Below are 19159 nucleotides of genomic sequence, written 5' to 3' on the forward strand. Positions count from 1 at the left end.
TTACTTGATTTTTTCTTTTTTACTTAAATCGGTTCGGTAAGATTTACCGTCTTTTTCCCAATTCCAGCGATCGGATATTTCTTTTTTCTGCGAAAGCTCTTCTTTTGAACCTGCTAATTTTTCCTTCACTCGATAATCGAGATTTAAATCTTCCATGGCCTGCCTGGAAATGAAATTATTACTTTTTTATAATACCAGGAGCTGGCCTCGAGATAGTTTTTATCCTTCTCAGTTTGCGATTGGCTTTTTCTTTTCAGCTTTTTCTGAAGCAGCTTTACAATTGGGAAGTATGGGCGTTTTGCGTTTAGATCTACTCATTTTTTTGAACTGATATAGCAAATTAAAACATTAAGCACGACAAAATATGTCGCTTGTAAATAATTTAATTTTTACTGAAACTGCATTCCACTTCGCCCAGGTTTATCTTATTGATATAATTCATCTCCAGATAAGTATAGATATTTGGAATCCCTACTTGAAGCGTGATCTCAAAACCTTCTAAGGTTTCTTCATCCAGCATTTTTCTGCCGCCTTACTTGATCTCCTCCTGGATATATTGGTGCTGCTCCTGGGTATGTGTTATTTCTAATGTTGTCATCATTTAGAGCACAATTAAGAGGAGTAAGAAATACCGAGGTCTTCTTATTTCGACTCGAGAAATTATTTGCTTAAAAAATCCAGAAGATGTTCTTTATCCTTATAATCTAACTTTTTAAGTTCCTGAAAAAAAGAAAAACCCGCTTCAATTAAGAAACGGGTTTTTTAATAGGTTGTTATGGCCGGGCCATTACATCATTCCGGGCATACCTCCGCCCATTCCACCTGGCATTCCGCCACCGCCTTTGTCTTCTTCTGGAAGATCAATAAGCGCGCATTCGGTAGTTAAAATCATTCCGGCAACAGAAGCAGCGTTTTGAAGGGCAACTCTTGTTACTTTCTTAGGATCTATAATTCCGGCTTTCATCATATCTACAAAAGTGTCGGTTTTTGCATCGTAACCAAACTCTTTTTTACCTTCAAGAACTTTATTGATTACAACAGAAGCTTCGCCACCGGCATTTTCTACAATGGTTCTAAGTGGAGCTTCAATAGCTCTAACCACTATCTGAACTCCTGTCGCTTCATCATCATTTTCAGCTTTTACTTTGGCAAGAACAGCCTGAGCTCTAACTAAAGCAACACCACCACCGGCAACAATTCCTTCTTCTACAGCCGCACGGGTTGCGTGAAGGGCATCATCTACACGGTCTTTCTTCTCTTTCATCTCAACTTCTGAAGCTGCACCAACATAAAGTACGGCAACACCACCAGCTAATTTAGCTAGACGCTCCTGAAGCTTTTCTTTGTCATAATCTGAAGTAGTGGTTTCGATCTGAGCTTTGATCTGGTTTACACGTTCTTCAATTTGTTTGTTATCACCAGCACCGTTTACGATAGTAGTATTGTCTTTATCGATAGCCACTTTTTCAGCAGTACCTAACATATCTATAGTAGCGTTTTCTAAAGAGAATCCTCTTTCTTCAGAAATTACGGTACCACCGGTTAAGATAGCGATATCTTCTAACATTGCTTTTCTACGATCTCCAAATCCTGGAGCTTTAACGGCAGCAATTTTAAGAGAACCACGTAGTTTGTTTACTACCAGGGTAGCAAGCGCTTCGCCGTCAACATCCTCAGCAATAATTAAAAGAGGCTTTCCAGATTGTGCTACCGGCTCAAGTACTGGAAGCAAATCTTTCATGGAAGAGATCTTTTTGTCGAACAATAAAATGTACGGATCTTCAAGATCTGCGGTCATTTTCTCTGAATTTGTCACAAAATAAGGAGAAAGGTAACCACGGTCAAACTGCATACCTTCCACTACTTCTACGTGTGTTTCGGTACCTTTAGCTTCTTCTACAGTAATTACACCTTCTTTTCCAACTTTGCCAAAAGCCTTGGCGATAAGATCACCTATATGCTCGTCGTTATTTGCTGAAATAGAAGCTACCTGCTTTATTTTTTCTGAAGAATCACCAACTTCCTTGGTTTGCTTTTCTAAATCTTTGGTAATGGCCTCTACGGCTTTATCTATACCTCTTTTTAGATCCATTGGGCTTGCACCGGCAGCAACGTTTTTAAGACCTTCTTTTACGATAGCCTGTGCCAACACGGTAGCGGTGGTAGTACCATCTCCTGCAAGATCATTGGTTTTAGAAGCAACTTCCTTAACCATTTGAGCCCCCATGTTTTCTAATGGGTCTTCAAGTTCAATTTCTTTTGCTACTGTAACACCATCTTTGGTTACGTTTGGTGCCCCAAAAGATTTGCTTATTACTACATTTCGTCCTTTTGGACCTAAAGTTACTTTTACGGCATTTGCCAATGCATCTACACCGCGCTTAATTCCGTCGCGAGCTTGAATGTCAAATTTTATATCTTTTGCCATTGTTAGTTATATTTTGTCATTTCCGTCAAAATGGAAATCTAATTGTTAATATTTATTTTTAAACCTTTCCTTAAAGCGGGGAAAAGAAGTTTATACTATTGCAAGTATATCGTCTTCTCTCATCATTAAATAATCTGTTCCATCCAGTTTTAACTCTGTGCCGGAATATTTTCCATACAGAACAGTGTCACCAACTTTTACAGTCATTTCGTGATCTTTAGTACCCTTGCCTGCAGCTACTACTTTTCCACGTTGTGGTTTCTCTTTAGCTGTTTCGGGAATATAAATTCCAGATGCCGTTTTAGTTTCGGCTGCCTCGGGCTCAATAAGAACTCTATCTGAGAGCGGTTTAATGTTTAGTCCCATTTTTTTATAAATTTATTTAGGTTAATTAATATTTAAATAAGCGATAAGGCCTATTTCTAAAATTATGCCACCTCGTTTTTACTGCCATTTACCAATAAAAAATGCCAGCTTGTCATAAGCTGGCATTTGTAAATTGTATAAAGAATAAAGCCTTTATTGAGCGCTGTCAGATTCTGTTGACTGTCCTGGCATTTGTGCCGGTGGAGTTGTAGTGTTTTGAGGCATAGAAGCTTCGTCAAATACTTTCGATTCACCATAACCGGCATCGTCCATAATTGTTACGTTAGAAAGTAAAATAAGGACTAATAAAAGGGTAGCCAGGGTCCAGGTACTTTTATCTAAAAAGTCTCCGGTCTTCTTAACGCCACCTACTTGTTGTCCACTACCGCCAAAAGAGGAAGATAGTCCTCCGCCTTTAGGATTCTGTACCATAATTACCACTACCAGTAAAAAGGCTACAATAACTATTAATGCTAAAAAAATCGTGAATGTGCTCATTCTTGCTTTGTATTATTTTCTTGTAATTTTTCGATCGCTCGAATTTGGTCAGCAAAGAAACCACTTTTTTCGGGATTTTTCAAAATTAATATTTTATATGCCTGAATGGCTTTTTTATAATTTTTTTGTTCTAAATAAACCCTTGCTAAAGTCTCTGTCATCAAGGACTCGGGTGGGGTGGCATTGGTTTCTGCAAGATTTGATTTATTGGTAGGCTGGCCGGGTTTTATTTTGGGACTTTTGGAAATAAACCTATCAATAAGTTCAAATTTTTTATGCTGAAGTTCATTTTTTTGTGATTCTTCTTTTTGTTTCTCTCTTTGTATGGGTTGTGCTGAAGTAAGCCTAAGCCATTCAGAAAAAGAATGCGATTCTGAAGCATCAAACTCCAAAGGTTTGCCTAATTTTAATTTATTATTCCCTGAATTTGTTTTTTGGGAAGTTTTAGCATTTTTTGGCTTTTCAGAAAACAGCTCCGGATCCATCACCTGTTCAGATTCCGATTGTTGCATTTTAATGGCTTCATCTATAGCCATACTTCTTTTGGCAAAAACCTCTTCGGGTTCAAAAACCGTGATGTTTCGTAATTGTTCTTCCTGATCCTGAATTTGCCTGGCTATTTTATTCTGATTAAATTCTTTAGAAGTAATAAAATCGAATAACACGCTACGGTTAGTGGTATAGGCAGCGGTTTTTTTTAGTGCGCTGTTGTAGCTAAATTCCTGATGTTCTTTTAAACCTTTTAACCTAATGGCACGGGCTGCCTGAAAATACGGGGCTTCTTGAATTATGTTTTCTAACGCAGTGGTTTGATCGGCGGTGATTGTTGCCGGCTGCTGGAGCAATTGTATAAATTCGGTTGTTTGCATAATTACCAATCGGTTAATGCAGCATTAAAAATATCCTGGGTTAAACGAGTATAGATTTCGTTTACCGCAGTTTCTAGAGTACCTCCAACTAGTTGAGCATTGGCAGGATAATCGTAATAAAAAGAAAATCTTCTTTCAAAATCCTTTTCGGGTTCCAGGGTGTTGTAATAACGAACATTTACTGCTATGGTTAGTCGGTTTTGCGCAGCCGTATTATCGGCTGTAGCAGTAATTGGTGCTACGTAAAAATCTATTATTTCACCTTCAAAAATAAGATCGGCATTACTATTTGCCAGGCTTAAATTGGTTTGGTTTTGAATAAGATCCTGTAATTGCAGGGTGAAGGTCCTGTCTATTCCGGGTTCTACCAAATCTGCCTGGTTTTGAAAGAAATTCACCTGAAAGGATTCTGCAGCACCGGTATCTGCACCTGTAAAGGAATAAATTCCACAAGATTGAAAGGAAAAAATGAATAAGGCAGATAGAAGAAGAGCAAGTTTTTTCATAAAGTAGGGGACTAAATTACAGGTTGTATTGTTTTATTTTTCTATATAGGGTACGTTCGCTAATGCCTAATTCTTCAGCAGCAGCTTTACGTTTTCCGTTATGTCTTTCCAACGATTTTTTAATAAGCTCCAGTTCTTTATCCTGTAAAGAAAGCGTTTCCTCTTCCTGAATTTCTTCAGCAAAATAATATTTATCTTTTTCCCTGTTGAGTTCAGAGTTAGGACTGTTTTGCGGAATTTGTAATACTTCCAGGTTTTCGTTGCTTAAAGCATCCAGTTCTTCGGCATCTATATCTTCTCCTTCTTCATTATTGCCATATATTTTTTGGATAAGACTTTCGTTTTCATCCTGCACCTTTTGTGTATTTCCACTCTCCATTAGTTTTAAGGTGAGCTTCTTGAGGTCGGTAAGGTCGCTTTTCATATCAAAAAGTACCTTATAAAGAATCTCTCGTTCGTTGCTAAAATCGCTTTCTTTCTTTTTATCGGCAATCACTGCGGGTAAATTGCTGCCAATATTGGGGAGGTATTCTTTTAAACGCTCTGGCCCAATGATACGATCCTGTTCTAAAACCGAAATTTGCTCGGCAATATTTCTTAGTTGCCTAATATTACCGCCCCAACGGTATTTTTGCAGTAAATCAACTGCCTCGTCCTGAAGCTTAATGGTAGGCATTTTATATTTTAGGGCGAAGTCTGAGGCAAATTTTCTAAACAGTAAATGAATATCGTCTTTGCGATCTCGTAAAGGAGGTAGTTTTATTTCCACCGTGCTTAATCTATAATAAAGGTCTTCCCTAAAACGCTCTTTTTTAATAGATTCCTGCATATTAATGTTGGTGGCTGCGATAATGCGAACATCAGATTTTTGTACTTTGGAAGAACCAACTTTTATAAATTCCCCGTTTTCCAAAACACGAAGTAACCTAACCTGGGTAGGAAGCGGTAATTCCCCAACTTCGTCTAAAAAAATGGTACCACCATCGGCTACCTCAAAATAACCGCTACGGGTTTGAGTGGCCCCTGTAAAAGCGCCTTTTTCGTGCCCAAAAAGTTCAGAATCTATGGTCCCCTCGGGAATTGCGCCACAGTTTACCGCAATGTATTTGCCGTGTTTTCTGTGGGAAAGTGAGTGGATTATTTTTGGGATACTTTCTTTACCAACCCCACTTTCTCCGGTTACCAATACCGAAATATCTGTTGGAGCAACCTGAATTGCTTTTTCTATAGCGCGATTAAGGCGCTGGTCGTCTCCAATAATCCCAAAGCGTTGCTTTACTGCCTGAATTGATTCCATATACAATACTATTTTTCCTATAAGGATATGTTCTCCTTATTTGAAATAAGCTTAAATTTTAGTTGTTTTCACTATATCCTACTGCTTCGCCAATAAGCGTTGCACTGGTGCAATCGTTTATTTTTACATTTACAAACTCGCCAACTTTGTAATCTTCTTTTGGAAAAACGGCTACCGTGTTTTGCGTTATACGACCGCTCCAGTGTTCACTGGATTTTTTAGACTCCCTTTCTATTAAAACCTCTACGGTAGCGCCAAGGAAGCGTTGCGTTCTATAGTGGTTATGTTCACGTTGTAATTTCACTATTTCTGCCAGTCTGCGTTGTTTTGTTTCTGCAGGAACATCGTCTTTTAGTTTACGCGCAGCCATGGTGCCCGGGCGTTCAGAATAAGCATACATATATCCAAAATCGTACTTTACATAGTCCATTAAAGATAGGGTGTCTTTGTGGTCTTGTTCGGTTTCAGTTGGAAAACCAACTATTAAATCCTGGGAAATGGAACATTCTGGCATAAGTTCCCTAATATAATCTATAAGTTTAAAGTATTCTTCCCGGGTGTGAAGTCTGTTCATTTCTTTAAGCATCCTATTGCTTCCGCTTTGAACCGGTAAGTGAATATGTTTACATATATTAGGATAAGCAGCCATTACTTCAATTACATCTAAAGTCATGTCTTGTGGGTTTGAAGTAGAGAACCTAATTCGCATTTTTGGCTGTGCTTCAGCAACTAATTTTAGAAGTTGGGAGAAATTAATGGCTGTGGCTTTTTGAATTTCAGAAGCATTTTTAAAATCTTTTTTTAAGCCCCCACCGTACCAAAGATAACTATCTACGTTTTGGCCTAAAAGCGTAATTTCTTTAAAACCTTTGTCCCAAAGTTCGTTAACCTCTTCTATGATACTCTGTGGATCGCGGCTTCGTTCCCTTCCACGGGTAAAAGGCACCACACAAAAGGTACACATATTATCGCAACCCCTTGTTATGGAAACAAAAGCTGAAACTCCATTGCTTTGTAAACGAACAGGCGAAATGTCGCCATAAGTTTCTTCTTTAGAAAGGAGTACATTAATAGCATCGCGACCTGCTTCCACTTCGTTTATAAGATTGGGTAGGTCTTTATAGGCATCTGGGCCAACTACAAGGTCTACTATTTTTTCTTCTTCAAGGAACTTCTCTTTAAGACGTTCGGCCATACAGCCTAAAACGCCAACTTTCATCCCCGGGTTTGTTTTTTTAACAGCATTATATTTCTCAAGCCTTTTTCGAACTGTTTGTTCGGCTTTCTCTCTAATAGAGCAGGTATTTACTAAAACAAGATCTGCTTCTTCAAGCTTTTGGGTGGTGTTAAAACCTTCTTTAGCAAGAATGGAGGCTACAATTTCACTATCGCTAAAATTCATTGCACAGCCATAGCTTTCAATGAAAAGCTTGCGATTATTTTCTTTTCTGGGCTCCATTACCAGGGTATTTCCCTGCTTTTTCTCATCTATTTTCTTCTCCATAATTCACAGTTTCCTTTTCAGGATTAAGAAGGGCAAAGATAAGGCTAAAACAGACTTCTGACAAAGTGACAGCAATTTTTTTAATTTTCTAACGCAACCATTTAGTGTTTTTGTTATCTCTATAGGGACTAACCTGATTATTATGAGAAATTTACGCAACTTTTATCTGTTTTCTTTACTCGTTTTAATGGCTTTGTTCGCATCTTGTGAAAAGGAAGAGGCTGGGGAAGATTTTTATAATGTTGCGGTCCCTATTGTTAAGCCTATAGCTGAGTTTAGGGCAATGGTTGAAATTTCGGAGCCCAGGGCAATTACCCAGGCGGGTAAAATTTATGCTTATGGTAATTATGTTTTTATAAATGATGATTATAAAGGAGTACATATTATAGATAATACCGATCCACGAAATCCTGTGAAAATTAAATTTCTTGAGATTCCGCAAAACACAGATATCGCGGTAAAGGATGATATGCTATTTGCAAACTCTGCTATGGATATGGTGGTTTTCGATATCAGTGATATGAACAATATTAAGCAGGGAGAGCGCATAGAAAATGTTTTTCCAAACCATAATACCCGTATACCGGCCAATGCGGCTTTTATGGATAGCGATAATTTTAATCCTGAAACCCAGGTAATAGTGGGATATCTTATGGAAATCAGGAAAATTGAGATGGCAAATGATAATGGATGGGTGGCAAACGACAGGGGTGATGCTTTTGAGCTGTCCAATTCTTTTGGAGGCTCGGGGACAGGAGGTTCTTTGGCTAGATTTAATATATACGATGATTATTTATATACTGTAGATCAATATCAATTATCAGTTTTTAATATTTCAGCTTTAGAAAATCCTGAACTGATAAAAACAGAATGGGTAGGTGACGATATTGAAACTATCTTTCAAAAAGATGAGCATCTGTACCTTGGAAGTTCCAGGGGGATGTATATCTATAGTATAGAAGTTCCTGCTGCGCCTCAGTTTAGGTCTATGTTTAGCCATATCCTAGGTTGTGATCCGGTAGTGGTAAAAGATGACATTGCTTATGTAACCATTCGAGGTGGAAATGCGTGCGGACAGCAATGGAGCCAGCTTGATGTGATAGATGTAGCCGATAAGTCCAACCCGCAATTGCTGCAATCTTACGCGATGGAAAATCCGTATGGATTGGGTGTAAAAGATGACTGGTTATTTATTTGCGATGGCAATGCAGGCTTAAAAATATTTGATACAAAAAATACCCCCAACCTGGAGTTAATAGATCACTTTCCAGACATTAACACCTATGACGTTATCCCTTTAGAGGAAGTGCTCTTAATGGTTGGGGATAATACACTCTTCCAATATACTTATAAAGGTAATGAGATCAATTTGCTAAATTCTTTTAGGCTCAATTGATTTTATTTGTTTGGTTTTTTAAGGTTACCCCACAAATCCGTGGGGTTTTTTTATGTTGTTCAGAAAAAACTTTTTATTGTGCGAAGTCTTGAATGAGGCTATTTTGCGGCTTATTTGAAGTTGTTTTGTGAAATGCTTTAGGTTGTTAATAAAAAATTGATATACTTTTGCAGCTAGAAAAAAGAGAGTTATGGCAAAGAATTTAGTGATTGTAGAGTCCCCTGCCAAGGCAAAAACCATCGAGAAATTTTTGGGAAAAGATTATAAGGTGGCATCCAGTTTTGGACATATTGCCGACCTGCCTACCAAAGAATTAGGTGTGGATACCGAGGGCGATTTTAAAGCAAAATACATTGTTTCTAAAGATAAGAAGGATGTAGTTAGAAAACTAAAAGGCTTTGCTAAAGATGCTGAAATGGTTTGGCTGGCAAGTGATGAAGATCGGGAGGGAGAAGCTATTGCCTGGCATCTTGCAGAGGAGCTTAAGCTTAAAAAAGAGAAAACAAAAAGAATTGTTTTTCATGAAATCACCAAATCGGCTATTCTTAAAGCTATAGATAACCCAAGAGGGATTAATTATAACCTGGTAAATGCCCAGCAAGCTCGAAGGGTTTTAGATAGATTGGTGGGCTATGAGCTTTCACCGGTTTTATGGAGAAAGGTTAAAGGAGGTCTTTCTGCCGGGAGAGTACAGTCGGTTTCAGTGAGACTTATCGTTGAAAGGGAGCGCGAGATTCAAAATTTTAAAGCGGAAGCTTCCTTTAGAATTGATGCTGAATTCGCTACAGAGCAAGGAAAATCTTTTAAAGCTAAAATTCCAAAGAATTTTGATTCCCGTAAAGAAGCTGAAGCATTTCTTCAGGAAAACCTGGGGTCAAATTTTAAGGTGGCTGAGCTTACTACCAAACCAGCTAAAAAATCTCCGGCGCCACCATTTACCACTTCCACTTTACAACAGGAAGCTGCAAGGAAGTTGTATTTCTCGGTAAGCAAAACCATGACTATGGCACAGCGTTTATACGAAGCAGGTCATATTACTTATATGAGAACAGATTCGGTAAACCTTTCAGAAGATGCCAGAAAAGGAGCTAAAGAAGAAATTTTAAAAGCTTACGGAGATAAATACGCTAAATCAAGGCAATTTAAAGGAAAAACTAAAGGCGCACAGGAGGCTCACGAAGCGATTAGGCCTACAAATTTTGCCAATCATTCGGTAAGGGCAGATAGGGATGAGCAGCGCTTGTATGAGTTAATTTGGAAGCGCGCTATTGCTTCACAAATGAGTGAAGCTCAATTAGAACGTACCAATGTTAAAATTGAAGCTTCTAAACACGACAAACTCTTTACGGCTAATGGAGAGGTGTTGAAATTTGACGGATTTCTAAAGGTTTATCTAGAAAGCACCGATGATGAGGAGGCAGAAGAGCAAAATGGAATGCTGCCTGCTTTAAAAGAAAATCAGCCACTTAATAATAAGTATATTACCGCTACAGAGCGATTCACCAGGCCTCCTTATAGGTATACCGAGGCTTCTTTGGTAAAGAAACTGGAAGAATTGGGGATTGGTCGTCCTTCAACTTATGCTCCAACAATTTCTACTATTCAAAATAGAAATTATATCGAAAAAGGATCGGTAGAAGGTACAGAGCGAGAGTATGTGCAATTTGTGCTTAAAGGTGAAAATATTAAAGAAAACAAGTTAACTGAAACCGTTGGTAGTGATAAAGGCAAATTAGTGCCAACTGCTGTGGGGATGGTGGTGAACGATTTTCTTGTAAATCATTTTTCGAACATTCTTGATTATAATTTTACCGCCAAAGTTGAGCAGGGTTTTGATGATATAGCCGAAGGGAATGAAGAGTGGACCCATATGATGAAAGAATTCTATGAAGAATTCCACCCGCAGGTACTGGATGTTGCCAAAAACGCTGAAAGGGAAGTTGGTGAAAGAATTTTAGGTGAAGATCCTGAAACCGGCAAACCTGTAAGTGTTAGATTGGGTAAATTTGGACCCATGGTTCAAATTGGTTCTGTAGAAGACGATGAAAAACCAAAATTTGCCAGTCTTGGGCCAGACCAAACCTTAGATTCAATTACATATGAAGAAGCGATGGACCTTTTTCAGCTTCCAAAAGAATTAGGGGAGTATAAAGGTGAAAAAGTAGAAGTGAACAATGGTCGCTTTGGTCCTTATGTGAAATTTGGGAAAAAATATGTTTCTCTTGAAAAAGGAGAAGATCCGTTAAACGTAGATTTTGAGCGTGCAATGGAGTTAATAAAAGAGAAAGAAAAAGCAGATGCGCCAATACACCATTACGAAGATATGCCTGTGCAGAAAGGCGTGGGGCGTTTTGGCCCTTTCTTAAAATGGAATGGTATTTTTATTAACGTAAATAAAAAATACGATTTTGATAATCTTTCTGTTGAAGATATTGAAACCTTAATTGAGGATAAAAAACGCAAGGAACGCGAGAAATTAATCCATAATTGGGAAGAAGAAGGAATTAGAGTGGAAAAAGCACGTTGGGGAAGATTCAATATTATAAAAGGTAAAACCAAGATTGAACTGCCAAAAACTACCGATGCAGAAAATTTGACTTTACAGGAGGTGCAGGAAATTCTAGAAGAAAAGTCTAAGAAGAAAACCACCAAAAAGAAAGCACCTGCTAAAAAGACGGCGGCTAAAAAAACTGCTTCTAAGAAAAAAACGACTACCAAAAAGAAGAAATAATATATGGATTTAGACTTTCTGAGTCCCCTTTCTGAAGATTTGCTAAAGGAAATTGCCGGGTTTGGTGAGCATTCTTTAGGGAATTGTATAAAAAAGCATACTTTAGAAGAAGGTTTGCCAGATTTGGAAACTGTACAAGTTGCTGTTGTTGGTGTTAGGGAAAATCGCCTTGGTGATGAAATAGACTTTTTTGACTTTATAGAAGTCAGAAAAGCTTTTTATAGTTTGTATCCCGGAAACTGGGATGTTACCATTGCAGATTTAGGTGATATTGAAAAAGGCGAAACTGTAGAAGATACGTATTTTGCGTTACAGACCCTGGTAGCGCAACTGGTGAAAAAAGATGTTATTCCTATGATTTTGGGCGGAAGTCAGGATTTGGTTTACGCACAATACAGGGCATACGATACCTTAGACCAAATGGTTAATCTTGTGAATATAGATAGTCGTTTTGATTTGGGTGATGCAGAGAGCCCTATAAATAATAGGTCTTATATCAGTAAAATAGTTGTGAATCAGCCTTATAATTTGTTTAATTATTCAAATTTGGGTTATCAAACTTATTTTAATTCTCAAGATGAAATAGAGTTGATGGACCGCCTCTTTTTTGATGCGTATCGTTTAGGTGAGTTAAGTAATAACTTTAAATTGGTAGAGCCGGTAATGCGAGACGCCAATATGGTAGCTGTAGATTTGGCAGCTGTTAGTGCGGCTGCTTCGGGAGCCAGGGATATTGCTTCTCCTAACGGATTTGACGGAAAGGAAATTTGTGCGCTTGCACGCTATGCCGGCATTAGTGATAAAGTAAGTTCCTTTGGTATATACGAATACGATAATATTAAATACGGAAACCTGGGGGCCATGTTAATGGCGCAAATAATGTGGTATTTTGCTGAAGGGGTTAATTATCGTACCAATGAGAATACTATTTCGGCAAGAAAAGAGTTTATAAAGTATCAGGTTCCTATAGATGATGAAGTACTTGTTTTTTATAAAAGTCCGGTAAGCGGGCGTTGGTGGATAGAGATTCCGTTTTTGCCACACATAGATACTAAACTTAAAAGAAGTACGTTATTACCTTGCAGTGAGGAAGATTATTTGGAGGCCTGTAATCAGGTAATTCCTGAAAGATGGTACAAAGCAAAAAGGAAAAACGAAGTTTAAAATAAATTTACGCATTAATTTGATTTACTGTATTTTTAACCAAATTATTGTTTTTTAAAAAATAATTAGATAGGTTTACTGCCGTAAATTGAGATGTCTTAACCGAAGAAATACTATGAAGAAATTTATTTCGCTAATAGCTGTTCTGGCCATACTTGCAAGTTGTGGGCGTGGAGATCGTGGGCAGCTGGTTGGTGCGAAAGGGGAAAAGTGGAATCCGGAGAAGCCGCTGGGTATGACATTAATTCCCGGAGGTGCCTTTATTATGGGAAAGTCTGATGATGATATCGCAGGCCAACGAAATGCACCCCCAAAAACGGTAACAGTACGTTCTTTTTATATGGATGAAACCGAAATAACCAATGCTGAATACCGCCAGTTTGTTGATTATGTAAAAGATTCTATCGTTAGAACCGAATTGGCTATTATGGCCGAAAATATGGGAGAAACCGAAGGTTCAGGTGGAATTGGTGAATATGCCTTTTTAGATACAGATGAAGGTGATATGACACCTTATGAGGAGTATATGCTAAACACTTACGGCCAGGGCGGTCCTTCTGATACTTACGAGAATCGCCGGTTAAACAAGGATATAGATATTATTTGGGATACCGAAGATTATCCAGATGTGTATTATGCCGAGGTAATGGATATGATGTACATCCCTATGGAGGAAGTTTATAATGGGCAGCGTACCATTGATGTTGAAAAATTAAAGTTTACCTACTCCTGGATGGATGTGCAAAATGCTGCCAGGGAAAAGGGAAATAGAAGTAATTTTATAAAAAGGGAAGAGATTTCTATATATCCAGATACTACTGTTTGGATTAGAGATTTTAATTATTCTTATAATGAGCCTATGCACAACGATTATTTCTGGCATAGTGCTTTTGATGATTATCCAGTAGTTGGGGTTTCCTGGAAACAGGCAAGGGCTTTTGCGCAATGGAGAACTTTGTACCACAATTATTATAGAAGGGAAAAAGGAGAGCATAATGTACCCTCTTACCGTTTGCCAACAGAAGGAGAGTGGGAGTATGCTGCCCGTGGTGGCCTGGAAGGGGCAACTTATCCCTGGGGAGGTCCATACGCTAAAAACGATCGTGGGTGTTTTATGGCGAATTTTAAACCTCTAAGAGGAGATTATGCCGCAGATCAGGCTTTGTATACCGTAGAAGCAAAATCTTACGATCCCAACGATTATGGGCTTTATAATATGGCAGGAAATGTTGCAGAATGGGTAGATTCTTCTTACGATCCGGCTTCTTACCAATATATGTCTTCAATGAACCCTACTGTTAACAATCCTGATGATATGAGAAAAGTGGTTCGTGGAGGTTCCTGGAAGGATGTAGCTTATTTCCTTCAGGTAAGTTCAAGAGATTACGAATATGCAGATTCAGCAAGAAGCTATATTGGCTTTAGAACAGTACAGGATTACCTCGGTACTGATGTAACCTTAAATCAACCAAACAACAATTAACAACCTATTAACCAGTAGAGAATCTAAATCTATTTTATTATTATGGCAAAATCAAATTCAAGTAAAAGAATAACCAACATGGTGTACGGTTTAGGTGCATCGGTTGTAATATTGGGAGCGCTTTTTAAAATTATGCACTGGCCTTTTGCAAATCCTATGCTTATTGCAGGTCTTGTAGTTGAAGCCTTTGTATTTGCTTATTCTGCTTTTGAACCAACCGATGATGATCTTGATTGGTCTCTTGTATACCCGGAACTAGCCGGTGGTCAGGGAACTCGTAAAACTGCCACTGTAATTGAAGACGACAAAGAAACACAAGGGCAACTTTCTAAGAAATTAGACGAAATGCTTAAGGAAGCTAAGATAGATGCAAACTTAATGCATAGCCTTGGAGATAGTATTCGTAATTTTGAAGGAGCAGCAAAGGGGATTGCTCCAACTGTAGATGCTATGGCTTCACAAAAGAAATATAGTGAAGAGCTTACCACTGCTGCAACTCAAATGGAAACATTAAACAATATTTATAAGGCTCAGGTAGAATCGGCCTCCCGTCAGGCAGAGATCAATCAGGAAGTTGCTGAGAATGCCGGTAAATTGAACCAGGAAATGGGATCACTTGCCGCTAACCTTTCCTCGTTAAACGGAGTTTATGGAGGTATGCTTACTGCAATGAACGGTACCCGTAGTATGTCTAATTAGTGATTGCATTACATTCCCTGAAATCTAAATTATTAATGAACCAAACTAATTAGCACATGGCGTCTGGAAAACAATCACCAAGACAGAAGATGATTAACCTGATGTATTTGGTATTCATCGCGATGATGGCACTAAATATGTCTAAGGAAGTATTAACAGCCTTTGGTCAAATGAACGAGGACCTTGAGGAGTCTAATACTACCACATCACAACGTAATGAGATGGCAATGGCAGGTTTAGCCACTAAAGCCGAAGAACAACCTGCAAAATATGAGGAGTTAAAGGCAAAAGCAGAACAAATTAGTAGCCTTTCCGATAATTTATATAATACAATAGGTAGCCTTAAGGAGGAATTATTATCTGATTTTGAAGCTGAAGAAAAGACCAACTACGAATCTATGGATCGCTCTGATAAGTTAGATAACCTATTTTTCGCAAGCGGAAGAGTAACTCCTAGAGGAGAAGAATTTGTGGCGGCAATAGATAGCTATAGAAATGAAGTGCTTGCTGTTTTGGGAGACGGTTATCCACAAATTAAGAGCAAAATAGCAAAAGAATTTTCTACTGAAGAAGTAACCGATAATGAAAATGTAACCAAGTCCTGGTTGATGTACAACTATCAGGGATTTCCGTTAATTGCTTCGCTTACAAAATTAACGCAAATCCAGTCTGATATTAGAACAACAGAGAATAATATTTTGTCTGCTATGCTTGAAGGGCAACTACAAAACGAAGTTGCTATGAAAAATTATAGCACATTGTTAGAAGCTTCAAAATCAGCTTTCTATCAAGGGGAGAAATTTAATGGTGCTATTGTTTTGGGAAGGACTGATGCTACCACGAAACCAAATAAGGTAGAATTAAGTCTTGATGGAAGACCGCTTAGCGAGTCAGAATATTCTATAGAAGGAGGTAAAGTACTATTAAATGTTCCTGCTGGGAATGCTGGTCAACATTCAATCAAAGGTAAACTTGTCTTTATGCAAGATGGGGAGCCTGTTGATGTTCCAGTAGATCAGGAGTTCTCAGTAATTCCTAAACCAAATGCTGCTACTATTTCAGCAGATAAAATGAATGTGCTATATCGTGGAGTTCAAAACCCGTTAACTATATCTATGGCTGGTGTTCCAGATAATAATGTTAAGGCTTCTGCTCCTGGACTTTCTAGGAAATCCGGTAGTAGTTATGTTATGAATGTAACAAATTTGCAAGCTAGGGAAGTAAAGATTAATGTTACTGGAACTATAGATGGACAGAGTTACCCTTCTAGTTCAACCTTTAGGATTAAAGATATTCCAACTCCGGTTGGAACGGTTAGGGGAGAAGATGGTACGGTTAAAATGCAGCGTAATAGCTTAGAGATCTCTACTATTAGTGCAGATTTGCCAGACTTTGATTTTAATCTTAACTTAAATGTTTCAGGATTTAGTTTTAAAGTGCCTGGACAGCCTACCATCCGAGTTAATGGTAGTAAGTTAGATAACAATGCAAAAGCGGCCTTGAGAAGAGCAGGAAGAGGTGAGACTGTACAAATTTTTGATATTCAGGCCAGTATTGCCGGAAACTCTAGTTACAAGTTAAAAAAGGTAGCTCCTGTAATTGTTGAGTTGACAAACTAATAAAATTTAGAAGATGAGTTGGAGAGGATTTTTATTAAATACTTTGATGTTGGTTCTTACCGTAACATCTTATGGACAGGCTAATATCTTAAATGCCAATAGTCCGGAAGATATAGGGAAAAGAACTGAAGCTCAAATTCAAAGCGACTTAAATGATAAGCCGTTAGAGTATGGGTATGTTGAAGAACGAGATGTGTTGTGGTCTAAAATTGTATGGGAGAAGATAGATCTGGACGAAAGGGTTAACTTTCCACTATATTATCCAATAGATACTAATAACATTGGAAACAATCGTCGTGCTCTTTATGATGTTCTGATTGCTGCTATTAAAGACGGAAAGATTAAGAATATTTATGCCGATTCTTATTTTAATGAAAAGCGTACTTTAAAAGATATCCAGGCAACGATTTCTAAAGTAGATACAACAGATCTGGGTATTGAGCAATATAATGCAGGAGAGCAGGTAGATGCGCAATTTATAGATCGTAGGGATCTTGGTGCAGCTGATATAGCCGAATATCATATTCGCGGTATGTGGTATTTTGATAAGCGCCAGGCAGAGATGAAATACCGTCTCCTTGGTATTGCACCGGTTGCTCCAGATGTTAATTTTATAGACTCAGGTCAAACAGATCTTGTTGAACTGTTCTGGATTTGGTTCCCCGATGCCAGAGAAGTTTTGCATGATAATAAAGCCTTTACCGGCAATAACTCAGGCCAGTCTGTCACTTTCGATCATTTGCTTAATTCCAGGAGGTTTTCTTCAGTAATATACAAAGAAGAAAATGTTTATGGAGATCGCGAAGTAGATGAATATATTGTGGATAATGCCTTTATGGAACTTCTGGAAGCCCAACGTATAAAAGAACAAATACGAAACTTCGAGTTAGATATGTGGAATTACTAATGCTGTAAAAACCATAATAAAATATAAAGCGTTCCCCCGGGAGCGCTTTTTTTATGCCTACCTAAAGGTGAATTTTAAATTGGTTTAATGAGCGGATTTTTTAATAGTAAACATTTATATTTTAATAAATGCCTCCTTTGATTTTTATGGCTGGTTTTTAATGGGAATGCTGCAAGGACACAATTTGCTTTAATTTTTTATTTTTGAAATATGTTAGATTATATAGTAGTTGGATTAGGTTTAAGTGGGTTGGCTATAAGTCGTAACCTGGAAAAAAGGAATAAGCAGTTTGTGGTTTTTGAGGACAGTTCACAAAGGTCTTCCCTGGTGGCCGGCGGATTGTTTAATCCGGTAATTCTAAAGCGCTTTACACTGGCCTGGAATGCCCATGAGCATATGAAAACCGCAATTCCTTTTTATAAAGAAATGGAGGAGCATTTACAGGCAAAAATTGTTTACCCCATAGAAATCTATAGGAAATTTTATTCGGCTGAAGAACAAAATAACTGGTTTGCAGCAGCAGATAAACCGTTGCTTTCTGAATTTTTAGACACTAATTTAGTTAAGAAAATTAATGCATGTATTCCTTCTGAGTTTTCATTTGGCAGGGTACGGCAAACCGGAATTGTGGATACCGATGTTTTACTAAATGAATATCGGAACTATTTAAATAAAAAAGGCAAAATTAAGTTTGAAAGATTCGAATACAATAAGCTTCAGATTAAACCCGATTCAGTGGAATACAATGGTATTTCAGCTAAACAAATTATTTTTTGTGAAGGTTTTGGAATGCAGCAAAATCCATTCTTTAACTACCTTCCGCTTCGCGGAAATAAAGGTGAATATCTCACAATTTATTCAGAAGAATTGCAGCTACAGGAAGCGGTGAAATCTTCGGTTTTTATTATTCCCCTGGGCAATAATTTATATAAAGTGGGCGCAACCTATAATAGTAAAGATAAAGATCCGCGGCCAAGCAAAGAAGCAAGGAATGAGTTGGAAGAGAAGCTTTTAAAACTCATTAGCTGTAAATATGAGGTATTGGATCAGTCTGCGGGGATTAGGCCTGCCAGTAATGATAGAAAGCCAATTGTAGGACGGCATCCAAAGCATCAAAACCTTTATTGTTGTAATGGTTTTGGGAGTAGGGGAATCCTGATTTCTCCTATGGTCTCAGCCCAATTAATTGAATTGATTGAAGATCAAATTCCACTTCCGGCCGAAATAGATTTACACCGATTTAATAAAAAGCATTTTCCTGCTTAATTTTTGCCAGCATTTGGTTTGTAGTGTAAAAAGAAATTAATCCAGATATTTCGGGATAATCTTATAATTACAGGCATAAAAACCACCAGGGTTCCTATAATTGCCCAAAAGGAGGTCATTAAATCACTACCCACAAAAAGATAAGTGATTATAAAGGCCGCGACTGCAAATGCAATTCCCACCGCATAACTTACATACATAGCTCCAAAAAAGAAAGAGGGCTCAATTTTATATTTAGTACCACAGTTAGAGCAATGTTCGTGCATTTCAAAAACACGGTGTATTTTATAGGGATTGCTTTCTTTGTACATGCTTTCTGCATGGCAAACCGGACAGGTGCCGGTAAAAATACTGTAAAGTTTACTTCCTTCTAAAAATTTCATAATTGGTATTCAGGGAGTTATATGTATTTATGACTGTGTAGAT

The 19159-nt window shown here is 37.9% G+C and carries 18 protein-coding genes; 8 read left to right on the forward strand and 10 right to left on the reverse strand.

The window, feature by feature from the left end; genetic code table 11:
* From GUB10_RS04430 to miaB, 9 genes are all read right to left on the reverse strand, one after another.
* Complete coding sequence (locus GUB10_RS04430) at window positions 1-156, reverse strand: hypothetical protein (protein ID WP_193710236.1); 156 nt, start codon at window positions 154-156, stop codon at window positions 1-3.
* 226 nt (window positions 157-382) lie between these two features.
* Window positions 383-520 (reverse strand): hypothetical protein, encoded by a 138-nt coding sequence (locus GUB10_RS04435; protein ID WP_193710237.1) that lies wholly within the window; start codon window positions 518-520, stop codon window positions 383-385.
* 267 nt (window positions 521-787) lie between these two features.
* A complete protein-coding gene (gene groL / locus GUB10_RS04440; protein WP_193710238.1) occupies window positions 788-2428 on the reverse strand; it encodes a chaperonin GroEL in 1641 nt (546 codons plus the stop codon).
* 90 nt (window positions 2429-2518) lie between these two features.
* The gene (groES, locus tag GUB10_RS04445) at window positions 2519-2794 is read right to left on the reverse strand and encodes a co-chaperone GroES (RefSeq protein ID WP_193710239.1); all 276 of its coding nucleotides are present in this window, start codon (window positions 2792-2794) and stop codon (window positions 2519-2521) included.
* Between the two features lie 153 nt (window positions 2795-2947).
* Window positions 2948-3292: a preprotein translocase subunit SecG gene (gene secG, locus GUB10_RS04450; RefSeq protein WP_193710240.1), complete on the reverse strand. Its 345-nt coding sequence runs from the start codon at window positions 3290-3292 to the stop codon at window positions 2948-2950.
* Entirely contained in the window at window positions 3289-4161 is an 873-nt protein-coding gene (locus GUB10_RS04455; RefSeq protein WP_193710241.1) for a hypothetical protein, read from the reverse strand. The genes secG and GUB10_RS04455 overlap by 4 nt, the downstream gene beginning before the upstream one ends.
* Before the next feature lie 2 nt (window positions 4162-4163).
* Window positions 4164-4667: an LptE family protein gene (locus tag GUB10_RS04460; RefSeq protein ID WP_193710242.1), complete on the reverse strand. Its 504-nt coding sequence runs from the start codon at window positions 4665-4667 to the stop codon at window positions 4164-4166.
* Between the two features lie 16 nt (window positions 4668-4683).
* Window positions 4684-5964, reverse strand: coding sequence for a sigma-54-dependent Fis family transcriptional regulator (locus tag GUB10_RS04465; protein ID WP_193710243.1), 1281 nt, complete (start codon window positions 5962-5964; stop codon window positions 4684-4686).
* A 58-nt stretch (window positions 5965-6022) separates the two neighbouring features.
* On the reverse strand, window positions 6023-7468 hold the full coding sequence (gene miaB, locus GUB10_RS04470) for a tRNA (N6-isopentenyl adenosine(37)-C2)-methylthiotransferase MiaB (protein ID WP_193710244.1): 1446 nt from the start codon (window positions 7466-7468) through the stop codon (window positions 6023-6025).
* A 142-nt stretch (window positions 7469-7610) separates the two neighbouring features.
* On the opposite strand from miaB, the gene GUB10_RS04475 reads away from it, so the two are divergent.
* From GUB10_RS04475 to GUB10_RS04510, 8 genes are all read left to right on the forward strand, one after another.
* Complete coding sequence (locus GUB10_RS04475; protein ID WP_193710245.1) at window positions 7611-8864, forward strand: LVIVD repeat-containing protein; 1254 nt, start codon at window positions 7611-7613, stop codon at window positions 8862-8864.
* A gap of 190 nt (window positions 8865-9054) precedes the next feature.
* On the forward strand, window positions 9055-11595 hold the full coding sequence (gene topA / locus GUB10_RS04480; RefSeq protein ID WP_193710246.1) for a type I DNA topoisomerase: 2541 nt from the start codon (window positions 9055-9057) through the stop codon (window positions 11593-11595).
* Between the two features lie 3 nt (window positions 11596-11598).
* On the forward strand, window positions 11599-12759 hold the full coding sequence (locus tag GUB10_RS04485) for a formimidoylglutamase (RefSeq protein ID WP_193710247.1): 1161 nt from the start codon (window positions 11599-11601) through the stop codon (window positions 12757-12759).
* A 115-nt stretch (window positions 12760-12874) separates the two neighbouring features.
* The gene (gene gldK / locus GUB10_RS04490; RefSeq protein WP_193710248.1) at window positions 12875-14242 is read left to right on the forward strand and encodes a gliding motility lipoprotein GldK; all 1368 of its coding nucleotides are present in this window, start codon (window positions 12875-12877) and stop codon (window positions 14240-14242) included.
* A 42-nt stretch (window positions 14243-14284) separates the two neighbouring features.
* The gene (gene gldL, locus GUB10_RS04495) at window positions 14285-14941 is read left to right on the forward strand and encodes a gliding motility protein GldL (RefSeq protein WP_193710249.1); all 657 of its coding nucleotides are present in this window, start codon (window positions 14285-14287) and stop codon (window positions 14939-14941) included.
* Between the two features lie 56 nt (window positions 14942-14997).
* Window positions 14998-16560 carry a gliding motility protein GldM gene (gene gldM, locus GUB10_RS04500; protein WP_193710250.1) on the forward strand — a complete coding sequence of 521 codons (1563 nt, stop codon included), beginning with the start codon at window positions 14998-15000 and terminating at the stop codon, window positions 16558-16560.
* A gap of 13 nt (window positions 16561-16573) precedes the next feature.
* Entirely contained in the window at window positions 16574-17467 is an 894-nt protein-coding gene (gene gldN, locus GUB10_RS04505) for a gliding motility protein GldN (RefSeq protein WP_193710251.1), read from the forward strand.
* Between the two features lie 210 nt (window positions 17468-17677).
* Window positions 17678-18733: an FAD-binding oxidoreductase gene (locus GUB10_RS04510; RefSeq protein WP_193710252.1), complete on the forward strand. Its 1056-nt coding sequence runs from the start codon at window positions 17678-17680 to the stop codon at window positions 18731-18733.
* Here the strand turns inward: GUB10_RS04510 and GUB10_RS04515 are convergent.
* Entirely contained in the window at window positions 18730-19116 is a 387-nt protein-coding gene (locus GUB10_RS04515; RefSeq protein WP_193710253.1) for a DUF983 domain-containing protein, read from the reverse strand. The genes GUB10_RS04510 and GUB10_RS04515 overlap by 4 nt on opposite strands.
* Between the last annotated feature and the right edge of the window lie 43 nt (window positions 19117-19159).

It is taken from the genome of Salegentibacter sp. BLCTC (assembly GCF_015143665.1).
In the GTDB taxonomy this organism is placed as follows: domain Bacteria; phylum Bacteroidota; class Bacteroidia; order Flavobacteriales; family Flavobacteriaceae; genus Salegentibacter; species Salegentibacter maritimus.